Here is an 18,209-nt window from a genome sequence, read left to right as displayed (position 1 = left end):
CAAAAACATTTTGTATGTATTGTCGAAAAATATGAAGTTTCAGTTTTTCAAACTATTGTAATGCTATTTTTTACCTTTTCACTATTTCTGTAGTGTTTTATTCGTTAATCGAATTGTATAATATACCTGCATAGTAAATTCAGGTTATTTTTGACGTATTATTGACATCATTTTGTCTGAAATATGTCTTTTGTCATTTTTTTGAATCAGATTTTTCTCATTAGCAAAATGTGTTTTTTCAATATACTTCTTACTTTTATATCTATAAAACAATCGTTTTTTCTTCATACGCTTGACTTTTACTCGGAAAAATGTCCTCGAAAGCACCCACGATAAATGCTTATTTTTTGTCAAGAGAAAAATGTATTTTCAAAATTCAAACTCGAAATAATGTTATTCAAAAATAGAAAATAACTTCCCTCTTCCTCGACTAAAAGTTCATTTTTTTGTCATTTTTCCAGAACAAATAAAAAAACTGAGAGTCGATTAAACTCTCAGTTTTTTTATTTATTTTGCTGTATGTTTTCTAACGGCTGGTAAAATTTCAGTAGCAATGAATTCAATATTTTTCTCAATTTTATCAAATGGTACACCGCCAAAATCAATTTGTGCCATAAAGCGTTGTTGGCCAAACAATTCATATTGGTAAAGCATTTTCTCAATGATTTGTTGTGGGCTACCAACCATTAAAGCATCACGGTAATCTATTGCATTTGTAAATTGCTGTTTCGGATACCCATCACCGCGCAGTGTAAGCATACCAGCATTAATGTGAGGGTAATATTCACTAAGTGCATCTTGTGAATTTTTTGCCGTATAAAATAAACTCGTTGTCGCAACTGGTAAACTAGCTGGATCAAATCCGCTTTGCTGAGCAGCCTCGCGGTAAGCATCTACTGACACTTTAAAGTTAATTGCTGGACCACCAAGTGTTGTTATCATCATTGGCACACCTGCACGTCCTGCTTTAATTGCACTAGCTGGTGGACCTCCAACTGCACGCCAAATTGGTAAGTTATTATTTTTCGCTCTTGGAATCACCGATGCATGTGCGAGTGGTGCTCTGAACTGTCCATTCCATGTTACATGTTCCTCGTTATTAATTTTTAATAAAAGATCCATCTTCTCTTCAAATAATTCTTCATAATCATTCACGTCATAACCAAGTAAACTATATCCTCCAATACGAGATCCACGACCAGCTACGATTTCAGCACGACCATTAGAAATCAAGTCAATGGTAGCGAAATCCTCATATACTCGAACTGGGTCAGATGTACTTAATATCGTTGCGGAACTTGCAATTTTTATATTTTTCGTAGCTTGCGCGACCGCACCTAAAATAACTGTATGAGCTTGCGTTGTAAAATGCGTTTGATGACTTTCACCTACAGCAAACACATCAAGCCCTACCTCATCTGCTAACTTAGCTGTTTCAATTAGTTCATGAATTCTTTTTTCTGGCGTAATTTTCTCCCCATTATGTGGATTTAAAACATGATCACCAATTGAATATAATCCAAACTCAATTCCTTTTCTTGTATCTATACGGTATTTTTCCATAGTTACTCTCCCCTTTAATAAAGTAGTATTAGTTTTTTTCTAAAAACGTTGGTAAGTCAAGTTTATCTCCGTATTACCTACACCATCACTTGATTAGTCAATTGATGGTGTAAAAAAAATTACTCTTGCGGTAATTCTTTTTTTTCACTATGCTTATGAACTTTCGTCATCAGCTCATATAATATTTTCTGCTCTTCTTCATTTAATACATCATCAAAAAACGAAGATTGAAATGCAAGTTGTTCTGGCAATGCTCTCTCTAAAGCTGCTTCTCCTTGCTCTGTAAGACTAATTGTTTTCGTTTTCCAATCTTGTTTTCGTACAATATATCCTTCTTTTTCAAGACGAGTTAACATTCGAGAAATGCCACCTTGTGTAACAGTTACCTTTTCAGCTAACTCCATTTGTGTTAGTGGTTGATACGTACGTATTTGCAAAAGCACATCAAATTGAGCTGTCGTTAAATCAAAACGTTTTAAAAACTCATTTGACATTTGATTACTTTGGTTCGTAAATCGTATTAAACGTAACCATATTAATGATCCTATCGTATTATCACGCATGTTTGATCACTTCCTATCGTGAATCTTACTATCACTTTACTACGCAAGTGATAAAAAAGCAAGAGAAAATGTAATAAATATAGCGATAGAGTATTGCATAAATAATGAAAAGTAAGAATTCATATAAACATGAATTCTTACTTTTCATTATTCTTAGCTTTTCATTTCATTCATTACTATATTTAAAGCTGACATAGCTTTTGGCCAACCAACGTAAAAAGCCATATGTGTTATTAATGCAACCAATTCATTCTCCTTAATCCCATTTTGTTTAGCTAGCTTCAGATGAAATTGTAATTGTTCTGTATTACCGAGACTGATTAGTGCTGACACAGTACACAAACTTCTTTCCCTTAATGTTAAAGTGGCATCCCGCCACACTTCCTCAAATAATATCTTTTCACTATAATGAGCAAATGCAGGTGCCATTTCTCTCATTTTCTTTTTAATATGTACTTCAATAAGTTCATTTTTCATTTTTTCTCCCTTTATTTTCACCATTTGTGCTATTCCTTGACCAAATGACCAGTTTTCAGCAGCTGTCTCATTTATTGTAATAAAAATATCCGAAGTTTTAACATCGGAATATTCCGTAATCTTCAAGGATACCGATTGATACAAATCTTTTTTCTGTTGCACCGTTCTTCCCGGTCCACATGTAATAGAAACATAAATCATATTCTCTGTTCTCTTTTCTCCTCTTTCCAACAAATAATATGGATTATATAAAAATTTGTTTTGTTGATAAGGTAAGAACATTTGAAAATAATCATTTTCAGGGATGTTAAAATGTTCAATTAATGAAAGATGGATACATTCCCCCATTTTTTCCAACTCTTCTTCATTTAATATGTTTTCAGGATAATAAATCTTCACAAAAGGCATAGACTTTCATTCCTTTTCTTATTTTTAATATACAACAAAATTTCATCGTGAAATGTGTAAAATCTCATATACTGTAACACCCTTATTCACTACAATTTCAGGCTTCTCTTCATAAAACTCAAACCTACTATATCCCCATTTATCCGGATTATAAACGATTATATTCCCTAAACACTTTTCATTGTTTTGTACATTTTCATTCATCGTGTTTAATTGAGTCCCAATCAGCGTTTTACTTTGAGAAATACTTCCTGCATATTCAACAACATATCTACTTTTCTTAAATCCATCACTTAGATTAACAACTAATGGAACACCTATATGTATTTGTTGCCATCCAAAAGATTGTAAAATATTATCGTAGTACCCTTCAAATATAAATTTATTCATCCCTTCATGACCATCCCAAATATATAAAGGTGCATAGCAGTTATAAAAATTCCCGTCTTTCTCCGTTTCCGTAATTAAATAAGCTTTAAAATTTAGTGCTTGGAAACCATCAGTTTTATAACCATTATCCTTTACCCTTTTCTTAATAATTTCCATGTCATAATCCTTTGGCAAAATGACCTTATATTGCATTCCAATCATGTTTATCACTCGCTTTCAATCTTATATACATTATGATAAATCGATAAGTAGCTAACGTAAAATAGGTATAAATTATGTTTGGTATCATTTATAATGATAGTGCATAAGGGGCTGAGATATATGGAAATAAATGATCTTATTATATTCAAAACTGTAGCCAGTGAGGGTTCTATTAGTAAAGCTGCTAAAGAGTTAGGTTATGTTCAACCGAACGTAACTGAAAGAATCAAAAAATTAGAACAAGAATTAGAAACGCCCTTACTACATAGAGATAACAAAGGCGTTTCCTTATTACCTTCTGGTGACATTTTATTAGATTACACGAATCAAATATTAACTCTATTAGAAGAAGCGAAAGATAAAATTAAAACAAGTGGGTCTTCTTATATAATCGCGACGTCACAATCGATTTTGACTAATTATTTAAGTAAGCGTATTAAAGAAAATTTCATGAATTATCAAATATATGTAGAAAATAGTAGTCATTTGCCAAAATTACTGCAGCAACAAAAAGTTGATATGGTCATCACTTATGAGGATGATTCTGGTGCAGGTTTTAAAAAAGTATTTACTACTTCAATTTCTATAGGCTTACTAAAAGATCAAGAAAAATGTATCATTGACTATTCAAAGGAACTCTTCTTCGTTAGTAATGACAAAAAGTGCCCTTTTAGAAATAAGACGATACAATTTCTAAAAGAAAATAATTTATCTCAGCGTCAACTTCAACAATTAGATTCTTATTCGCTTATGGAAGAGTTTATTCAGGACGGAAAAGGGATAGCCTTTTTGCCGATTAAAAATGATAAATTGGTACCAATTGAAGATGTTCCAGTTGAGAAATTAGCTGTTCATTTTTTTACAAATCAAAACTCTTTCAAACAAATCCCTGATGAACTATTTGGTTAATAAAAAATCCCTCCTTTATGAATCTAAAAGAGGGATTTTCATATTCTATACAATTGATTTTTCACACATTTTGCTCCACTTCTGCACTTTTCTCCTTCTTATTCCGTTTCATATTCTTCAGTCCCTTAACCGTGCCAACTAATCCTTTCGGGAAAACTAGCAATACGATAATGTACAATAAACCAAGAATAATCGTCCATCGTTCAAAGATCGGATACTCTGTAGCTAGTTCTGATAAATAATATTTTAGAGATTCAATAATTCCAGCTCCTGCAATTGCTCCAATTAACGTGCCAACCCCACCAATCATCGTCATCAATAATGCATTTAATGTCATTTCAATTGAAAATACAGTCGTATTAACAAAACGCAATGTGATAACAAATAAACCACCGCTAATCGCAGCTACTACTCCTGCAACAATGCTAGCAATAATTTTATAATGAAGCACTTTATATCCTAGTGCTTCAACACGTTGCTCATTTTGGGAAATTGCCTTTAATACTTTTCCAATAGAAGATTTGGTGAAAAGACGTAACAGAACAAAAATGATAAGTAAACATATAAGTGTTACATAATAAAACGTAAAACGATCACGGAATACGTCTGGTACACCAAATGTAAAACCATCTCCTCCGTGAGTAAGCCCACGCCATTTTTCAGCAAGTACGAAAAATAACTGTGAAATAGCAAGTGTTAACATTGCATAAAAATGACTTTTCAATCGTAAAGAAAGCAAACCAATTATATAACTAACGATTGCTGAAACGATAATTGCAGCTACTATTCCAATTAAAAAGTTCGTTATTGATACGCCTTGTCGATCAAATAAAAGCGCTACCCCATATGCTCCTATCCCAAAGAACATACAATGACCGAACGATACAATTCCTGTATACCCAAGCAATACATCAAAACTCATTGCAAAAATAGCAAAGATGAAGATTTGAGTGAACAAAATTAACAGGCTCCGTGAATCATTTACGAACGGAAATACACTTAAACAAATGAGCATACATACTCCGAAGTATACTTTAATTCGGTCCGATGTGTTGTTCACCATTTCACCCCTTTTCACCAACAAGTCCAGTTGGCTTCACTATTAAGAAAAATAGTAACATTAACATATTAATTGCAAGTGATAAATCTGGTATAAAATACGCTGTAAAAGCACCAGCTAATCCGACAATTAAAGAAGCAATAGCTGAACCTTGAACGCTTCCTAATCCACCGATAATTACTACTATAAAAGCTAAAATTGCATACTGCATGCCCATCTCGGCGAAAATAACGCCCGAATACGGTGCTAATAAGAATCCTCCCAAAGCTGCCATCCCTGCCCCTAATAAAAAGACGAAAGAAAATATCGCTTTTACATTAATACCAAGCGCTTGAACCATTTCTTTATCCATTACACCTGCACGGATCATAAGACCTATCTTCGTCTTTTTGAGTAATAGTAGTAGTGCAATGTAAATAATTATCCCAATTAAAATAACGAATAGACGATATTTAATTAATATAATACCTCCGAATGTAAAACTTCCTTGTAACCATAACGGTAATTTTGCACTAATAGGGTTTGGCCCCCAAAATATTTTAATACACTCACTAAGAACGAGCATTCCTCCAAGCGTAACGAGCAGCTGTCGAACATGGTTTCCATATACCGGTCTAATAAGAAACCTTTCTAAAATAAATCCTAGGAACATTCCCATGGCTACTGCTCCAACTAAAGCTAATATATAACTTCCTGTCATATTAAATAACCAAACACCTGTAAATGCTCCCCATGCAAATAAACCACCGTGTGCAAAGTTTAAAACGCTCATTAGACCGAAAATAAGTGAAAGACCTGATGCTAACAAAAAAATGAGCATCCCTGTTGAAATCCCATTTACAAATAAATTGATTAACACATCCATCCTTTTCACCTCGGATTCATGTTAAGAGATTCCTAAATATTTATGACACATTTCCTTATCCTTTTTTAATTCATTCATAAAACCGTTATGAACAATTCGTCCGTTATCCATAATGTAAAAATAATCGCCAATTTGACTGGCCATCATAAAATTTTGCTCAACAAGTAAAACTGTTGTTTTCTCTTTCATCTTCAAAATAGCTACCATTAATTTCTCCACCATTATCGGGGATAGCCCTTTGCTCGGTTCATCAATAAGTAATAATCCATCACTATTAATAAACGCTCTTGAAATAGCCAACATTTGCTTTTGCCCTCCGCTCAAGAGCCCACTTTTCTTATTCCAAAACTGCTTTAAATCCGGAAATAGTTCCAGCATCCACTCTATTTTTCCTTCTACTTCCTCACCTTTTCCCCTAGCAAGAGCGAAAGTTTCTTCTACTGTCAAATCATGAAAAATACCTTGATTTTCTGGTACATACCCTATTCCTTTCCTTGAAATTAAATGTGTAGGTAATCCACTCACTTTTGCACTATCATAATAAATTTCACCATCTGCAATGCGGTGAAACCCCATCACTGAACGTAATGTCGTTGTTTTCCCTGCCCCATTTCTACCAAACAGTACAGTAATCGTCCCTTTCTCAACAGCAAGAGATACTCCTTGCAAAATATGAAACTGATCTAAATACGTTTCTATATTATTCACTTGTAATAGTGCCACTATATAATCCCCCTAAATAAGCACTTTGTACACGCTCATCTTTCATAATTTCTTCTGGCAATCCTTCAGCCAATAACTCTCCATGAAATAAAACGATAAGATGATCTGACAAACCTAGTATCATATCCATTTTGTGTTCGATAAGTACAATTGTGCTCTCTGGATGTTTCTTAATATTTTCAATCACTTGTAATATAGCAGGGACTTCCTCAACCGAAATACCTGCCGTCGGCTCATCAAGTAATAACACATCCGTTTTTAAAGCTAATAACATCGCAAGTTCTAGCTTCCTTTTCTCTCCATGTGCCAAATCTTTCGCTAATACGTTCTCTTTCTCATGAAGTAATACTGTTTTTAAGAAACGTCTCGCCTCTCCAACTTGTTGCTTTAATTTTGCTGAACTCGGGAAAAAACTATAGTAATCTTGTACGAATGATTGAACACTTAAACGGACATTTTCAAGTACCGTTAATTCTGGGAATATGTTTGTAAGCTGAAAAGAGCGACCGATTCCTAAGCGTGTTCGATCTGAAATCGATAGTTTTGTAATATCTTGCCCTTTAAAATACACTTCACCTGTTGTGGGTGAAATCTGTCCACTTAGTAAATTAAATAACGTTGTCTTCCCCGCACCATTTGGCCCAATAATAGAAATGAGCTTTCCTTTTTGGACAGTTAAATTTACATCTTTAATAACTTGATGTTCACCAAAAGATACACTAAGATTTTTCGTCTCTAGCAAATGTGTCACGAAATCCCTCCCTTTAAAGCCGTGAGTATGAAAGAAATATGTATAAAGAGGGTCCCCCTCTTTATACAAAAACAACAGAAAATTCAGTCTATTTATTTTGAACTGGTGGTTCTGTTTCTTTCATCGTTAATTCTCGCTCTAACACTGGCACCGGATAATCAACACCGTCTTGCTTTTTCAATGTGATAGAATACAGTGTCTGCATCGCTTGGTGGTCCTTCTCTCTAAACTTCATCTTTCCTTTCGGTGTATCAAATTCCATTCCTTCCATTTTCTTAATCAAGGTATCTACATCTGTATCACCTTTTGTTTTCTTTAAGGCTTCTACAATAGAAATTGCTGCTGACATTCCTCCCGCTGTAAACAAATCTGGCACTGCACCATTAAAACGTTTTTTATGCTCTTCAACTAGCCAATCATTCACTTTATTTTTTGGAAGTGTGTGATAATATACAGAAAAACCTTGCATACCTACTAATGCATCCATTGTTTTTAATGCTGGTATATCTGGCGCACCTGTAGAAATTTTAATACCTTGCGCTTCCACATTCATATCTTTCAACTGTTTCCAAGGTGAATTTGCCCCTGCCCAAACGATAAATAAATAATCTGGTTTTGAACTAATGATATTTTGAATATTCGCTGTAAAATCTGTTGAATTTGTATCCGCGTATTGCTCATTCACAATGTTCGCACCTAATTTTTTCGCACCCGCTTTAAATGCAGCAATCCCTTCACGACCAAAAGCGTTATCTGGGGCAAATGTTGCAATCTTTACATCTTTTTTCGCAATTGCTGCTGCTCCTGCAATCGCATCTTGTGAGGAACTTCTTCCAGTTCTAAAAATATATTTATTCCAGTTCTTCCCGGTAATACTATCCGCAACTGCCGGTTCTACAACCATAATCTTTTCATATTCTTCAGCCAGTGGTAAAACCGCTAACGTATCACTTGAACTAGACGATCCAACTAAAAAATCAACTTTCTCTTCTTCTAATAACTTCGTAGCTTTTTTAACTGCTACATCCGCTTTCGTTTCTGTATCTTCTACAACAAACTTAATCTTTTTCCCATCTACTTTCCCAGTTCCACCAGTTGCATAATCTAACCCTAATTCAAATCCGTTCACTGTTTGTTTTCCATACGATTCTAGCGGTCCTGTTAAAGAAGCAAGGACTCCTACCTTAATCGTTTTTTCATCCTCTGTACTTGTTTTCTTTCCTGAACAAGCTGCCGTTATTAATAATGAACCTAAAACACAACCAGTAAACATTGTTTTTAGCCACTTACGTTTTTTCATCGACATTGTGATCCTCCCCATACTTTACTTTCTGATAGAATCAAACACGCCAAAATCCCCTGTCCGTAATCATGACTAACTAATTCGATAGATAATGGAAAACTCTTGTAGTACCCTCTACATTCGGCACAAATATATAATCACCTTCCTATGTAATGGAAACGGACATACAATCAATATATATTCTGCAATCCAATTGAAAATACTGTTTCATTTCAGTAATGACCATACAAAAAGACTAACTTATTTTTAAGTTAGTCTTTTCCCCTTAATTAGAGTTAAGTTCTACTTTCTCTAACCCTTCAGCCAATTGTTTCTTATCTAGTCCTTCTCCTATTACTACTAAGTTTGTCGGGAAACCGAAGTCTTGTTCTAATAAAGTTGGTACTCCGAACGAATATTGGAATAGGTGAGGGTATTTATCTCCATGGAATTTCACAAAACCTTTCACTCGATAAATACTATCTGGTAAATTCGAAAGCCATTCATATAATTTGTCTTGATCAATCGGTTTCGTAAATTGATATGTCATTGTTTGTATATGTAAATGCTGTTTGACATGTAGTGTCTCGTGTTCCTCATCATTTGGAAATTCTGCTTCTTCTATATCTTTTAAAGATATATTACAATACTTTGTCTCATACATTTTCGCATGATCATTTATTGCCTTTACTTCTTCAAATACTGTATTCTTATCTTCATCTGTTAGTAAATCTGCTTTATTAACAAGAATGTGACTACCAAATTTCAGTTGCTCATGCAATAGCTGTTGTACATTTGCACTTAATATACTTCGATTTAACCACCTTACTGCATCTAAAACGACTACAATTGATTTCACTTCCAGAAAAGGAGCTAAAATTGGCGAGACACACGCGTCTAACACTTCAATTGGATGCGCAACACCTGTCGTTTCTATATAAATTACATCTGGTCTTTCTTGTTGGTATAACGAATGTAATTGTATTTCAAGCTCTTCTTTTAACGTACAACAAATACATCCTTTAAGAAGTTCTCTTAAAACATTCTCTTTTCCAATAATATCTGTATCTACTGAGTATTCACCAATTTCATTCATTAATACTGCAACTTTTCTATTCTTCTTTTTCTCTGCTAACAATAAATTTTGTAATAATGTTGATTTTCCACTACCTAAAAAACCACCTAATATATGAATCTCCACTTTATTCATTCAACCGACCATCCATTTCTTTACTTCAAATGTATTCAAAGCGTAATAATTACGATTTATATTTATCATTTTATTAAAAGAATGACCATTTGTAAATATAAGAGATTCACTGTTCATTTACTTCATATGCAACTCTAACTCCAGACTCGATTGCCCCTTGCATCCATCCATGTGTTAATGTCGTATGCTCTCCTGCAAAATGTACTTTTCCAGATGGTGGTGTAATATACGGAAATAACTCGAGCTCTTGGCCTGGTTCGAAAGCTGTAAATGCACCGCAAGAATACGGATTTTTACTCCAGCTAAAAGATGTTCCAGTGACAAACTCACTATAGACGATGTCACCGTATATTTCCGCTAAATTTTTTAATGCGTAACGAATACGATCTCTTTGCGGGAGACTATCCCATGTTAACGCCTCATCTGCCCACGTATAACTTGCTATAACGATAGCTGGTCCTGGAGTATGAATGCCATAACTCGGATAGTATGTAAACCGTATCGGTAAATCAGTAATAGATTTACCGCCACACTGTCCCGCTTTCTCCCAAAATCTACTTTTAAACTCTATTGCAATTTTAGTTGCAGCAATATAATTTAATTCACGAATTGCTCTTTTTTTAAAATAAGAGAATAAATAGTATGGCTGAACTTCTACAAATCTTAACGCTGAAAATGGAATTGTAATAATAGCAAAATCACTTGTTATTGTAAATTGCTCTAACGTTTGTTCATGATTTCCTTGTAACATTACTTTATTATCTTCTTGTATAATTTTATCAACCTTATACGGCATTAAAATATGTTCCCTTAATTGTGGTAAGAATGCATTCGATAACTTATCCATTCCACCAGTTATTTCATAATATTTCGTTGTTGAAGTAAAGAAAATCATTTCACGTAATACTTCAATTAAGGACATTCCCATATAAGCTTCCATATCAAGAAGTACCCCAATCATATCTATCGCACCATCTGAATAATACTCCATTAAAAATGAACCAAGCGAATACGTTTTATACTTTTTTTCAACGATAAGCCAGTTTTTATCAGGATCCTTCTTAATGTAATTTAGTATTGGTTCTAATACTTCAATCATTAGCTCTTCTGCCGTTTTTCCTCTTTCTTTATCCAAAACCGGATATTCAAGTACACTTGGATCATTTTCAAACACATTCAATCTCGTTTGAATGTTATTCGTATAAATGATATCTGCAAAAGTTTTATTTATAAAAAGGTTTAAAGGTAGTTTAAATTTATGAATATACGCTAAGGTTAACTTATGGGTGTCAGGGATTCTCATCGGGCCCGCATTAAAATATAAACCCACACTAAATGGTTCCCGAATCGTATACACTCTGCCACCTATTCTGTTATTTGCTTCTATAATCGTTACTTCGTGCCCAGCCTCTTTTAATAAAGAACCTGCAACTAATCCAGAAATCCCTGCACCTGCAATCGTAATCCGTTTTGGGTTATTCTTTTTAACAAGCCCTGCATGAATAATATGAAGCATTTCTTCCATTGCTAATGGATTCCCCATGCCATTTCCCCTTTTACAAAGGATTTTACTGAATTATATTCGGTTCACTGAATTCCTATGTTTTGTTCGCTGATTTGCACGGATACATTTTCAAATACTTGAATATCTTTTATAAAATGTAATAAACTAGATATGACTCTATAGAAGTAAGACGTATTATCTTACATAATAAAATCAATGAAATTGCGAGGAATTTTGAAATGAAAAAAGGTATTAACCGTGTTGTATTAGTAGGAACAGGAGCAGTTGGATGTAGTTATGCTTACTGCATGATTAACCAGGCTGTAGCTGAAGAATTTGTTTTAGTCGATGTAAATGAGGCAAAAGCTGAAGGGGAAGCAATGGACTTAAGTCATGCTGTTCCATTCGCACCAGCTCCAACTAGAGTATGGAAAGGCAGCTACGAAGATTGTAAAGATGCTGACCTTGTAGTTATTACAGCTGGATTACCACAAAAACCAGGCGAAACACGTTTAGATTTAGTTGAGAAAAACGCTAAAATCTTCAAACAAATCGTTCGCAGTATTATGGATAGCGGATTTGATGGCATCTTCTTAATCGCAACAAACCCTGTAGATATTTTAACTTACGTAACTTGGAAAGAATCTGGTTTACCGAAAGAACGTGTAATCGGTTCTGGTACAACGCTTGATTCTGCTCGTTTCCGCTATATGTTAGGTGAGTACTTCGATATTGGTCCACACAACATTCACGCTTATATTATCGGAGAACACGGCGATACTGAACTTCCAGTTTGGAGCCATGTTTCCGTTGGTATCCAAAAACTACAAACACTGCTTGAAAAAGACAACACGTATAATCAAGAAGATTTAGACAAAATTTTCATAAACGTCCGTGATGCAGCTTACCATATTATTGAGCGTAAAGGCGCAACTTATTATGGTATCGGTATGTCACTTCTACGTGTTACAAAAGCAATTTTAAACGACGAAAATAGTGTATTAACTGTATCAGCTTACTTAGAAGGTCAATACGGTCAAAAAGATGTTTATATCGGGGTACCTGCTGTTTTAAATCGCGGCGGTGTTCGTGAAATTTTAGAGGTTGAATTAAGTGAAGATGAAGAATTAAAATTCGACCACTCTGTTCAAGTATTGAAAGAAACAATGGCTCCGGTTCTTTAATTAAGATAAAAAGCAATCCAATTTATTTTGGATTGCTTTTTATTTTCATTATCTCCTATGACTTTTTAGTGATTTTCTATCATTTCTTATTTTTTAGTCGCATCCTCATTATTTATATCAAGTACATCTAATAAAAAGATAAAGATTGGTATCCCGATAATAAGCCCCCATATTCCGAGGAAATGCTCTGAGAAGATAAGAATCATAAATGTGTAGAATATTGGTAAATTTGTTTTTGCAGACATAAACTTCGGATTTAAAAAATAACTTTCAAGAGCATGGATTACTGTTATGAATACGAGTATGTATACTACGTACATAACTCCGCCTACGTTGTAAGCAATGATACAAAGTGGAAACAAAGAAATAATCACACCTGCAACAGGAATCAACCCTAGTAAGAAAATCATAACAGCTAATACAAGTAGCTGTGGAAATCCTAAAACGATTAATGCAATGACAGTAAGAATACAATTTACAACGGCAATTAAAAACTGAGCCTCAATTACTTTGCCGAACGATCTTGCAAATCTTTCACCAAAATATGCAATTTCCTCATAAAAGATTTTTAACTTACTATCTTTAAACTTAGATGTAAATGTAATAATACGCTCTTTTTCTAATAAGAAAAATAAGCTTAAAATTAGAGATAATAATATTTGTAAACTTACCTTCCCTATATTTGCTATTGATTGATATATGACGTCTACACCTTGTTCTATATATTTTGATACTTCCATCCCATTAATTGTCGAAAGTGCATATTTAACGATTTCATTATCAGGTGGATTTTGAAAAAACAGTTTAAATTGATAAATTAATTGTGAAATTTGTATCGTCAGCACAGGTAAATATTTATATAATGTTGTGCCTATAAAGGAAACTAGTATTATATATAAACATGCAATAACAATTTTCCGGTTTACTTTCAATTTTCTTGAAATAAAACGTTGAAATCGATCCATTAAAAACGTCAGTATAAACGTAATTAATATTAAATTAATCATACTTTTTAATGCGTATAATACAAGCGCTACTATTATTAAAACGAGAAACCGTTGAAACCCTCTACTTCGAAAAAAACTCTTTACTTCATTCATTAAGAATTAACCTCCCCCTTCAATGGATGGAAATTGAATATATTACATTTTATGAACTCCTATAGACAATCTTTCTTACTAATTGAGAAGAATCCTTTTTTTCTTTTCATATTGTTAGATTCGTTTAACTGGAATCCACCAACATAATTTCGGTGGATTCCAGTTATTTTTCATATAATCTTTTATAAACTAGGTGATTTTCTATTTTTAGACTGCTGTTCATACGCATATCCAATATTGAAAAGCTCTTTTTCACCAAACTGTTTCCCTACAAACACTACACCGATTGGTTCTCCATTTTTATCATATCCAGCAGGAACCGCTAATTCCGGATAACCAGCTACAGCTGATAGAAGGACTTCATCGTTATTAATCATAACTAGAGCATCCAAACCTTTTTCTACTAAATACCTATCTAGCTCTTTTCTTGCATTTTCTTGACTCGTTTGCACTACGTTTTCAAACTCTTCTTTCGTTATAGCAGATTTTTCAGACCCTTCAATTAATGTTTGTCCGTATTTTATTCGTCTTTTACTATCCTTTTTATTAAACGCTATAATCTCTTCTAACGATTTTACCGGTACATTCTTTTGCTGTGAAAGATAGTCGTTTACATTATGCTTGAACTCATATTCTAATGTTTGCAAATTATCTACACCCTCAGCACTTAACTGGATATTATCAGTTAATATCGCACCTGCATCTTGAAGGTCTTTTCTAATTTTTTCTGCTACTGCTTTTCTATTTTCATCTTGTTGGTCTACAGAAAAAAGAAGCCCTATCTTTTTCCCTTTTAATCCATCTATTGATAAATCCTTTGTATAATCAATCCTTTCTTTATCTTTCATTTTTTCTGTCATAACATCTTTTTCATCATAACCTATCATTACATTAAATAGCGTTGCTGCATCTTTTACTGTTCTTGCCATAGGTCCTGCTGTATCAAGAGTTTCAGCTAATGGAATAATTCCTGTTCTACTTACCATACCTAAAGATGGACGTAACCCAACTACTGATTGCTGCGCCGCTGGTGCAACAATCGATCCCGTCGTTTCTGTTCCAATTGCAAGCGGCGCAAAATCTGCTGCAACTACTGTAGCCGATCCTGAACTTGATCCTGAAGTATCGAATGTAATCGGACCGTACGGATTTAAATTTTGTCCTTTCTTCCCGCTATACCCGCTTGGCATTGTAAAAGATAAATAGTTCGCCCACTCAGACATATTCGCTTTTCCTAAAACAAATGCTCCTTCTTCTTTCAACTGCTTCACAATTGTTGCGTCTTGATCTGCAATCCAATCTTTTAATACATAAGTTCCTGCACTAGTCGGCATCACTTTTTCCGTCTGTACATTATCTTTTACAACGACAGGAATACCATATAAATTCGACTTTTTGTTTCTCCCCCGCTCTTGATCTAACTTTCTTGCTTCTTCCATCGCATTAGGATTTATCTCTGTAACAGAATTTAATGTTATTCCATTTTGATCATGTTCTTGTATTCTAAAGAGATAAATACTCGTTAATTCTTCATATGACAACTTTCCATCATCAATCATTTTTTGAAGCTCATCTATAGTCGCATTTACGACTTCTTTTTCTTTTATCTTTACATTTTCTATATTGATTCCTTTAAGCTGATTATGTATCGGTTGTAGCACTCTTTCTTTATCATATACAATACGCTCAGGTTCCTTTGGAAAATAATTTTTATACACGTAATATCCGCCGGCACACGCTAATAAGACAATGCCTCCAGTGATAGACAGCGTTACCTTTACCCATTTCTTCATGTTGCTTCCTCCACTCTATAAGATGCTTAGCTATACAAAAAAGAGAGTTACCTTTTACTTAACTCTCTCCAATCAAAATGCTAAATGAAAAAATGAAAGATTTCAATCTAATTACTTCTTTTTTTGCATTTGCTTTGCTAACATTTCTTTCACTTGATTATACGTTAACCCTGAATTTTTATTTAAACGCTTTACTTCCTCAACATCAGTACCTACCACTGTATATTTTTTCTCATCATTCATTTTTCTAATTCCCTTCTCACCGTATTATTTCTTATATTTCTTCCCTAAATGCGCATAAATTAACACCACTACAAAAAAGGAAGCTGTTTTTAAGCACAGCTTCCTTCTCGTTACATATTGTATTTCTTAATAAAATTTCACTACATCTTCAGTAGGCAAGAACGTTCTTTCTGCTGGTTGTTCGTTTGGTTCACCAAATGGCATTTGACCTACTAAGCTCCACTCTGCCGGAATGTTCCAAGTTTCTTTCACTTCAGCATCTACGATTGGGTTGTAATGTTGTAATGACGCCCCAATTCCTTCAGCAGATAATAGCATCCACACAGTATGTTGTAACATCGCATTTCCTTGATGAGACCAGAATGGAAACTGATCTTTGTATAATGGGGCATTTTCTTGCATTTTTTCTACAGTTGCTTGATCTTCAAAGAATAGAACTGTTCCTACACCTGCATGGAAGCCTTTTAGTCTTTCTACAGTCGCTTCAAAGTTTTCTGCTGGTACGCGTGCTCTTAGTGTTTCTTTAACGATATCCCAAAACTTTTCATGCTCTCCATCCATTAATACAACCATACGACCACTTTGCATATTGAAAGATGTTGGTGCGTGTAAAGCTGTTTTTAACACTTCTTCAATTCTTTCTTTTGTAATTGCATCATTTTTTGTTACTTTACGAATTGAACGGCGGTTCACGATTGCTTCTTTTAAGTTTGTTGTAGTTGCTGACATTTTAATTCCTCCAAATGTTTGTTTTATAATTTATTTTGTTATTTCATAACAAGCGAATTAGCAATATCCATCGGTATTACATTGCATACCTTCAAATGAATTTGTTTTATCCTTTTCAATTTCTTTATCAATGACCCTTTCTAGTGTTTCTTTACTAGCAAGCCCTTGAATGACTTCATCTCCAATCATGACAGTTGGAACAGCCATAATATTCGCTTCATCATATGCGTGTTGAATTGCTTCTTGATGCTTTTCTTTATATTTACGAGTTACTAAAGCATCTTTAAATTCCGCCTCAGGAAGTCCTATTTCTACCGCTAATTTTGTTAACACATCAATATCTTCAATGTTTTGCTCTTCTTGGAAAAATGCTGTGAATACGCGGTGATGATACTCATTACCTAGTCCACGTTCTTTTGCAAATTGACATCCTTCGAAAGCTAAATGTGTATATGGATGTGGTGAAACACGTGGCAAGCGCATATCAATTCCTAACTTCTTCGCTGTCGGAAGAATGAAAGCATCCCATGAACCTAATTTTTCTGGTTCATTCCATGGATCTATTTTTGAATATGGACTTGGACGTAATTCAAATGGCATCCATTCAATCTCTACATCTTTCTCTTTCGCTACCTCATCTAATGGACCTTTTGCTAAAAAACAAAACGGACATATAAAATCTGAGTATACTTTCATTTTTACAGTCATAACTTTTACACCTTACCTTATCGTTGTAATCAAACCAGTTACATTGATGATAAAAAAATATAAATATTATTTAAACATTCATTTTTTCTTGCAAAGTTTCAAACAACTGCCCCATCGTAATATTTCTCAAAACTTCTTCCATCGCGGATTGCGCTTGAATTAAAATAATTTCTAACACCGCTTGAATATTCGCCCCAATTGGACAATCTGGATTCGGTTGCTCGTGAATATGAAATAGCTTGTCTTCTTCGACTACGTTCACTGCATGATACACATCTAACAATGTGATTTCATGTAAATCCTTTAGTAATCCCGCGCCACCCGGTCCACGATTTACGTAAACAAAGCCAGCTTGTTTCAAGTACGACATCATTTTACGAATGACTACCGGATTCGTATTTACACTTTCAGCCATATAGTCTGAAGTACAAAGTGAAGATGGATTGTTTTTCAAAATAGATAAAATATGAACAGCTATGGAAAAGCGGCTACTAATTTTCATCGTAATCACCACCTCGATGTAATCATTATAGTTACAACTAAAAA

The 18,209-nt window shown here is 34.0% G+C and carries 19 protein-coding genes and 1 pseudogene; 2 read left to right on the top strand and 18 right to left on the bottom strand.

Translation table 11 applies throughout. From position 1 onward, the window contains the following. Window positions 1-507: 507 nt before the first annotated feature. The 5 genes and pseudogenes from DN399_RS09280 to DN399_RS09265 all read right to left on the bottom strand — a co-directional run bounded on the left by DN399_RS09280 (window position 508) and on the right by DN399_RS09265 (window position 3,602). Window positions 508-1,563: an LLM class flavin-dependent oxidoreductase gene (locus tag DN399_RS09280; protein ID WP_006921908.1), complete on the bottom strand. Its 1,056-nt coding sequence runs from the start codon at window positions 1,561-1,563 to the stop codon at window positions 508-510. 119 nt (window positions 1,564-1,682) lie between these two features. Beyond that, window positions 1,683-2,126 (bottom strand): MarR family winged helix-turn-helix transcriptional regulator, encoded by a 444-nt coding sequence (locus tag DN399_RS09275; RefSeq protein ID WP_001205523.1) that lies wholly within the window; start codon window positions 2,124-2,126, stop codon window positions 1,683-1,685. Window positions 2,127-2,279: 153 nt separating this feature from the next. Then, the gene (locus DN399_RS28340) at window positions 2,280-2,603 is read right to left on the bottom strand and encodes a carboxymuconolactone decarboxylase family protein (RefSeq protein ID WP_000787196.1); all 324 of its coding nucleotides are present in this window, start codon (window positions 2,601-2,603) and stop codon (window positions 2,280-2,282) included. Window positions 2,604-2,606: 3 nt separating this feature from the next. Continuing rightward, a pseudogene (locus DN399_RS28335) lies at window positions 2,607-3,011 on the bottom strand (tautomerase family protein); the annotation flags it as partial. 42 nt (window positions 3,012-3,053) lie between these two features. Beyond that, entirely contained in the window at window positions 3,054-3,602 is a 549-nt protein-coding gene (locus DN399_RS09265; protein ID WP_000579890.1) for a DUF4865 family protein, read from the bottom strand. 120 nt (window positions 3,603-3,722) lie between these two features. Here DN399_RS09265 and DN399_RS09260 point away from each other — a divergent pair, with 120 nt between their 5' ends. Then, window positions 3,723-4,511 (top strand): LysR family transcriptional regulator, encoded by a 789-nt coding sequence (locus DN399_RS09260; RefSeq protein ID WP_000405005.1) that lies wholly within the window; start codon window positions 3,723-3,725, stop codon window positions 4,509-4,511. Between the two features lie 61 nt (window positions 4,512-4,572). Here the strand turns inward: DN399_RS09260 and DN399_RS09255 are convergent, their stop codons facing one another. From DN399_RS09255 to DN399_RS09220, 7 genes are all read right to left on the bottom strand, one after another. Then, a complete protein-coding gene (locus DN399_RS09255) occupies window positions 4,573-5,526 on the bottom strand; it encodes a branched-chain amino acid ABC transporter permease (protein ID WP_002040965.1) in 954 nt (317 codons plus the stop codon). A 49-nt stretch (window positions 5,527-5,575) separates the two neighbouring features. Beyond that, window positions 5,576-6,436, bottom strand: coding sequence for a branched-chain amino acid ABC transporter permease (locus DN399_RS09250; RefSeq protein ID WP_000382787.1), 861 nt, complete (start codon window positions 6,434-6,436; stop codon window positions 5,576-5,578). Between the two features lie 21 nt (window positions 6,437-6,457). Next, the gene (locus DN399_RS09245) at window positions 6,458-7,159 is read right to left on the bottom strand and encodes an ABC transporter ATP-binding protein (RefSeq protein WP_001196696.1); all 702 of its coding nucleotides are present in this window, start codon (window positions 7,157-7,159) and stop codon (window positions 6,458-6,460) included. Continuing rightward, window positions 7,137-7,910 (bottom strand): ABC transporter ATP-binding protein, encoded by a 774-nt coding sequence (locus DN399_RS09240; protein ID WP_000149338.1) that lies wholly within the window; start codon window positions 7,908-7,910, stop codon window positions 7,137-7,139. The genes DN399_RS09245 and DN399_RS09240 overlap by 23 nt, the downstream gene beginning before the upstream one ends. Window positions 7,911-7,998: 88 nt before the next feature. After that, window positions 7,999-9,216, bottom strand: coding sequence for a substrate-binding domain-containing protein (locus DN399_RS09235; protein WP_000061996.1), 1,218 nt, complete (start codon window positions 9,214-9,216; stop codon window positions 7,999-8,001). 262 nt (window positions 9,217-9,478) lie between these two features. Beyond that, complete coding sequence (locus DN399_RS09230; protein ID WP_001044939.1) at window positions 9,479-10,402, bottom strand: CobW family GTP-binding protein; 924 nt, start codon at window positions 10,400-10,402, stop codon at window positions 9,479-9,481. Window positions 10,403-10,508: 106 nt separating this feature from the next. Beyond that, complete coding sequence (locus tag DN399_RS09220; RefSeq protein WP_000528002.1) at window positions 10,509-11,945, bottom strand: flavin monoamine oxidase family protein; 1,437 nt, start codon at window positions 11,943-11,945, stop codon at window positions 10,509-10,511. A 200-nt stretch (window positions 11,946-12,145) separates the two neighbouring features. Between DN399_RS09220 and DN399_RS09215 the strand changes: the two genes are divergently transcribed. After that, the gene (locus DN399_RS09215) at window positions 12,146-13,090 is read left to right on the top strand and encodes an L-lactate dehydrogenase (RefSeq protein ID WP_000715321.1); all 945 of its coding nucleotides are present in this window, start codon (window positions 12,146-12,148) and stop codon (window positions 13,088-13,090) included. Between the two features lie 86 nt (window positions 13,091-13,176). Here the strand turns inward: DN399_RS09215 and DN399_RS09210 are convergent, their stop codons facing one another. The 6 genes from DN399_RS09210 to DN399_RS09190 all read right to left on the bottom strand — a co-directional run bounded on the left by DN399_RS09210 (window position 13,177) and on the right by DN399_RS09190 (window position 18,165). Next, window positions 13,177-14,190, bottom strand: a complete 1,014-nt coding sequence (locus DN399_RS09210) for an AI-2E family transporter (protein ID WP_001006597.1) — start codon at window positions 14,188-14,190, stop codon at window positions 13,177-13,179. A 182-nt stretch (window positions 14,191-14,372) separates the two neighbouring features. After that, window positions 14,373-15,983: an amidase family protein gene (locus DN399_RS09205; RefSeq protein ID WP_000759465.1), complete on the bottom strand. Its 1,611-nt coding sequence runs from the start codon at window positions 15,981-15,983 to the stop codon at window positions 14,373-14,375. A gap of 111 nt (window positions 15,984-16,094) precedes the next feature. Then, window positions 16,095-16,226 carry a hypothetical protein gene (locus DN399_RS28330; protein WP_000997344.1) on the bottom strand — a complete coding sequence of 44 codons (132 nt, stop codon included), beginning with the start codon at window positions 16,224-16,226 and terminating at the stop codon, window positions 16,095-16,097. A gap of 126 nt (window positions 16,227-16,352) precedes the next feature. After that, window positions 16,353-16,955, bottom strand: coding sequence for a nitroreductase family protein (locus DN399_RS09200; RefSeq protein ID WP_001277021.1), 603 nt, complete (start codon window positions 16,953-16,955; stop codon window positions 16,353-16,355). Window positions 16,956-17,012: 57 nt separating this feature from the next. Further along, on the bottom strand, window positions 17,013-17,663 hold the full coding sequence (locus tag DN399_RS09195) for a DsbA family oxidoreductase (RefSeq protein ID WP_006922059.1): 651 nt from the start codon (window positions 17,661-17,663) through the stop codon (window positions 17,013-17,015). Window positions 17,664-17,733: 70 nt separating this feature from the next. Further along, window positions 17,734-18,165, bottom strand: a complete 432-nt coding sequence (locus DN399_RS09190) for an Rrf2 family transcriptional regulator (RefSeq protein ID WP_042515328.1) — start codon at window positions 18,163-18,165, stop codon at window positions 17,734-17,736. Window positions 18,166-18,209 lie beyond the last annotated feature (44 nt).

It is taken from the genome of Bacillus sp. AR4-2 (assembly GCF_008274865.1).
Taxonomy (GTDB): domain Bacteria; phylum Bacillota; class Bacilli; order Bacillales; family Bacillaceae_G; genus Bacillus_A; species Bacillus_A cereus.
The sequence above is the reverse complement of the archived record's forward strand: the minus strand, read 5'-3'. Positions and strand labels throughout refer to the sequence as shown.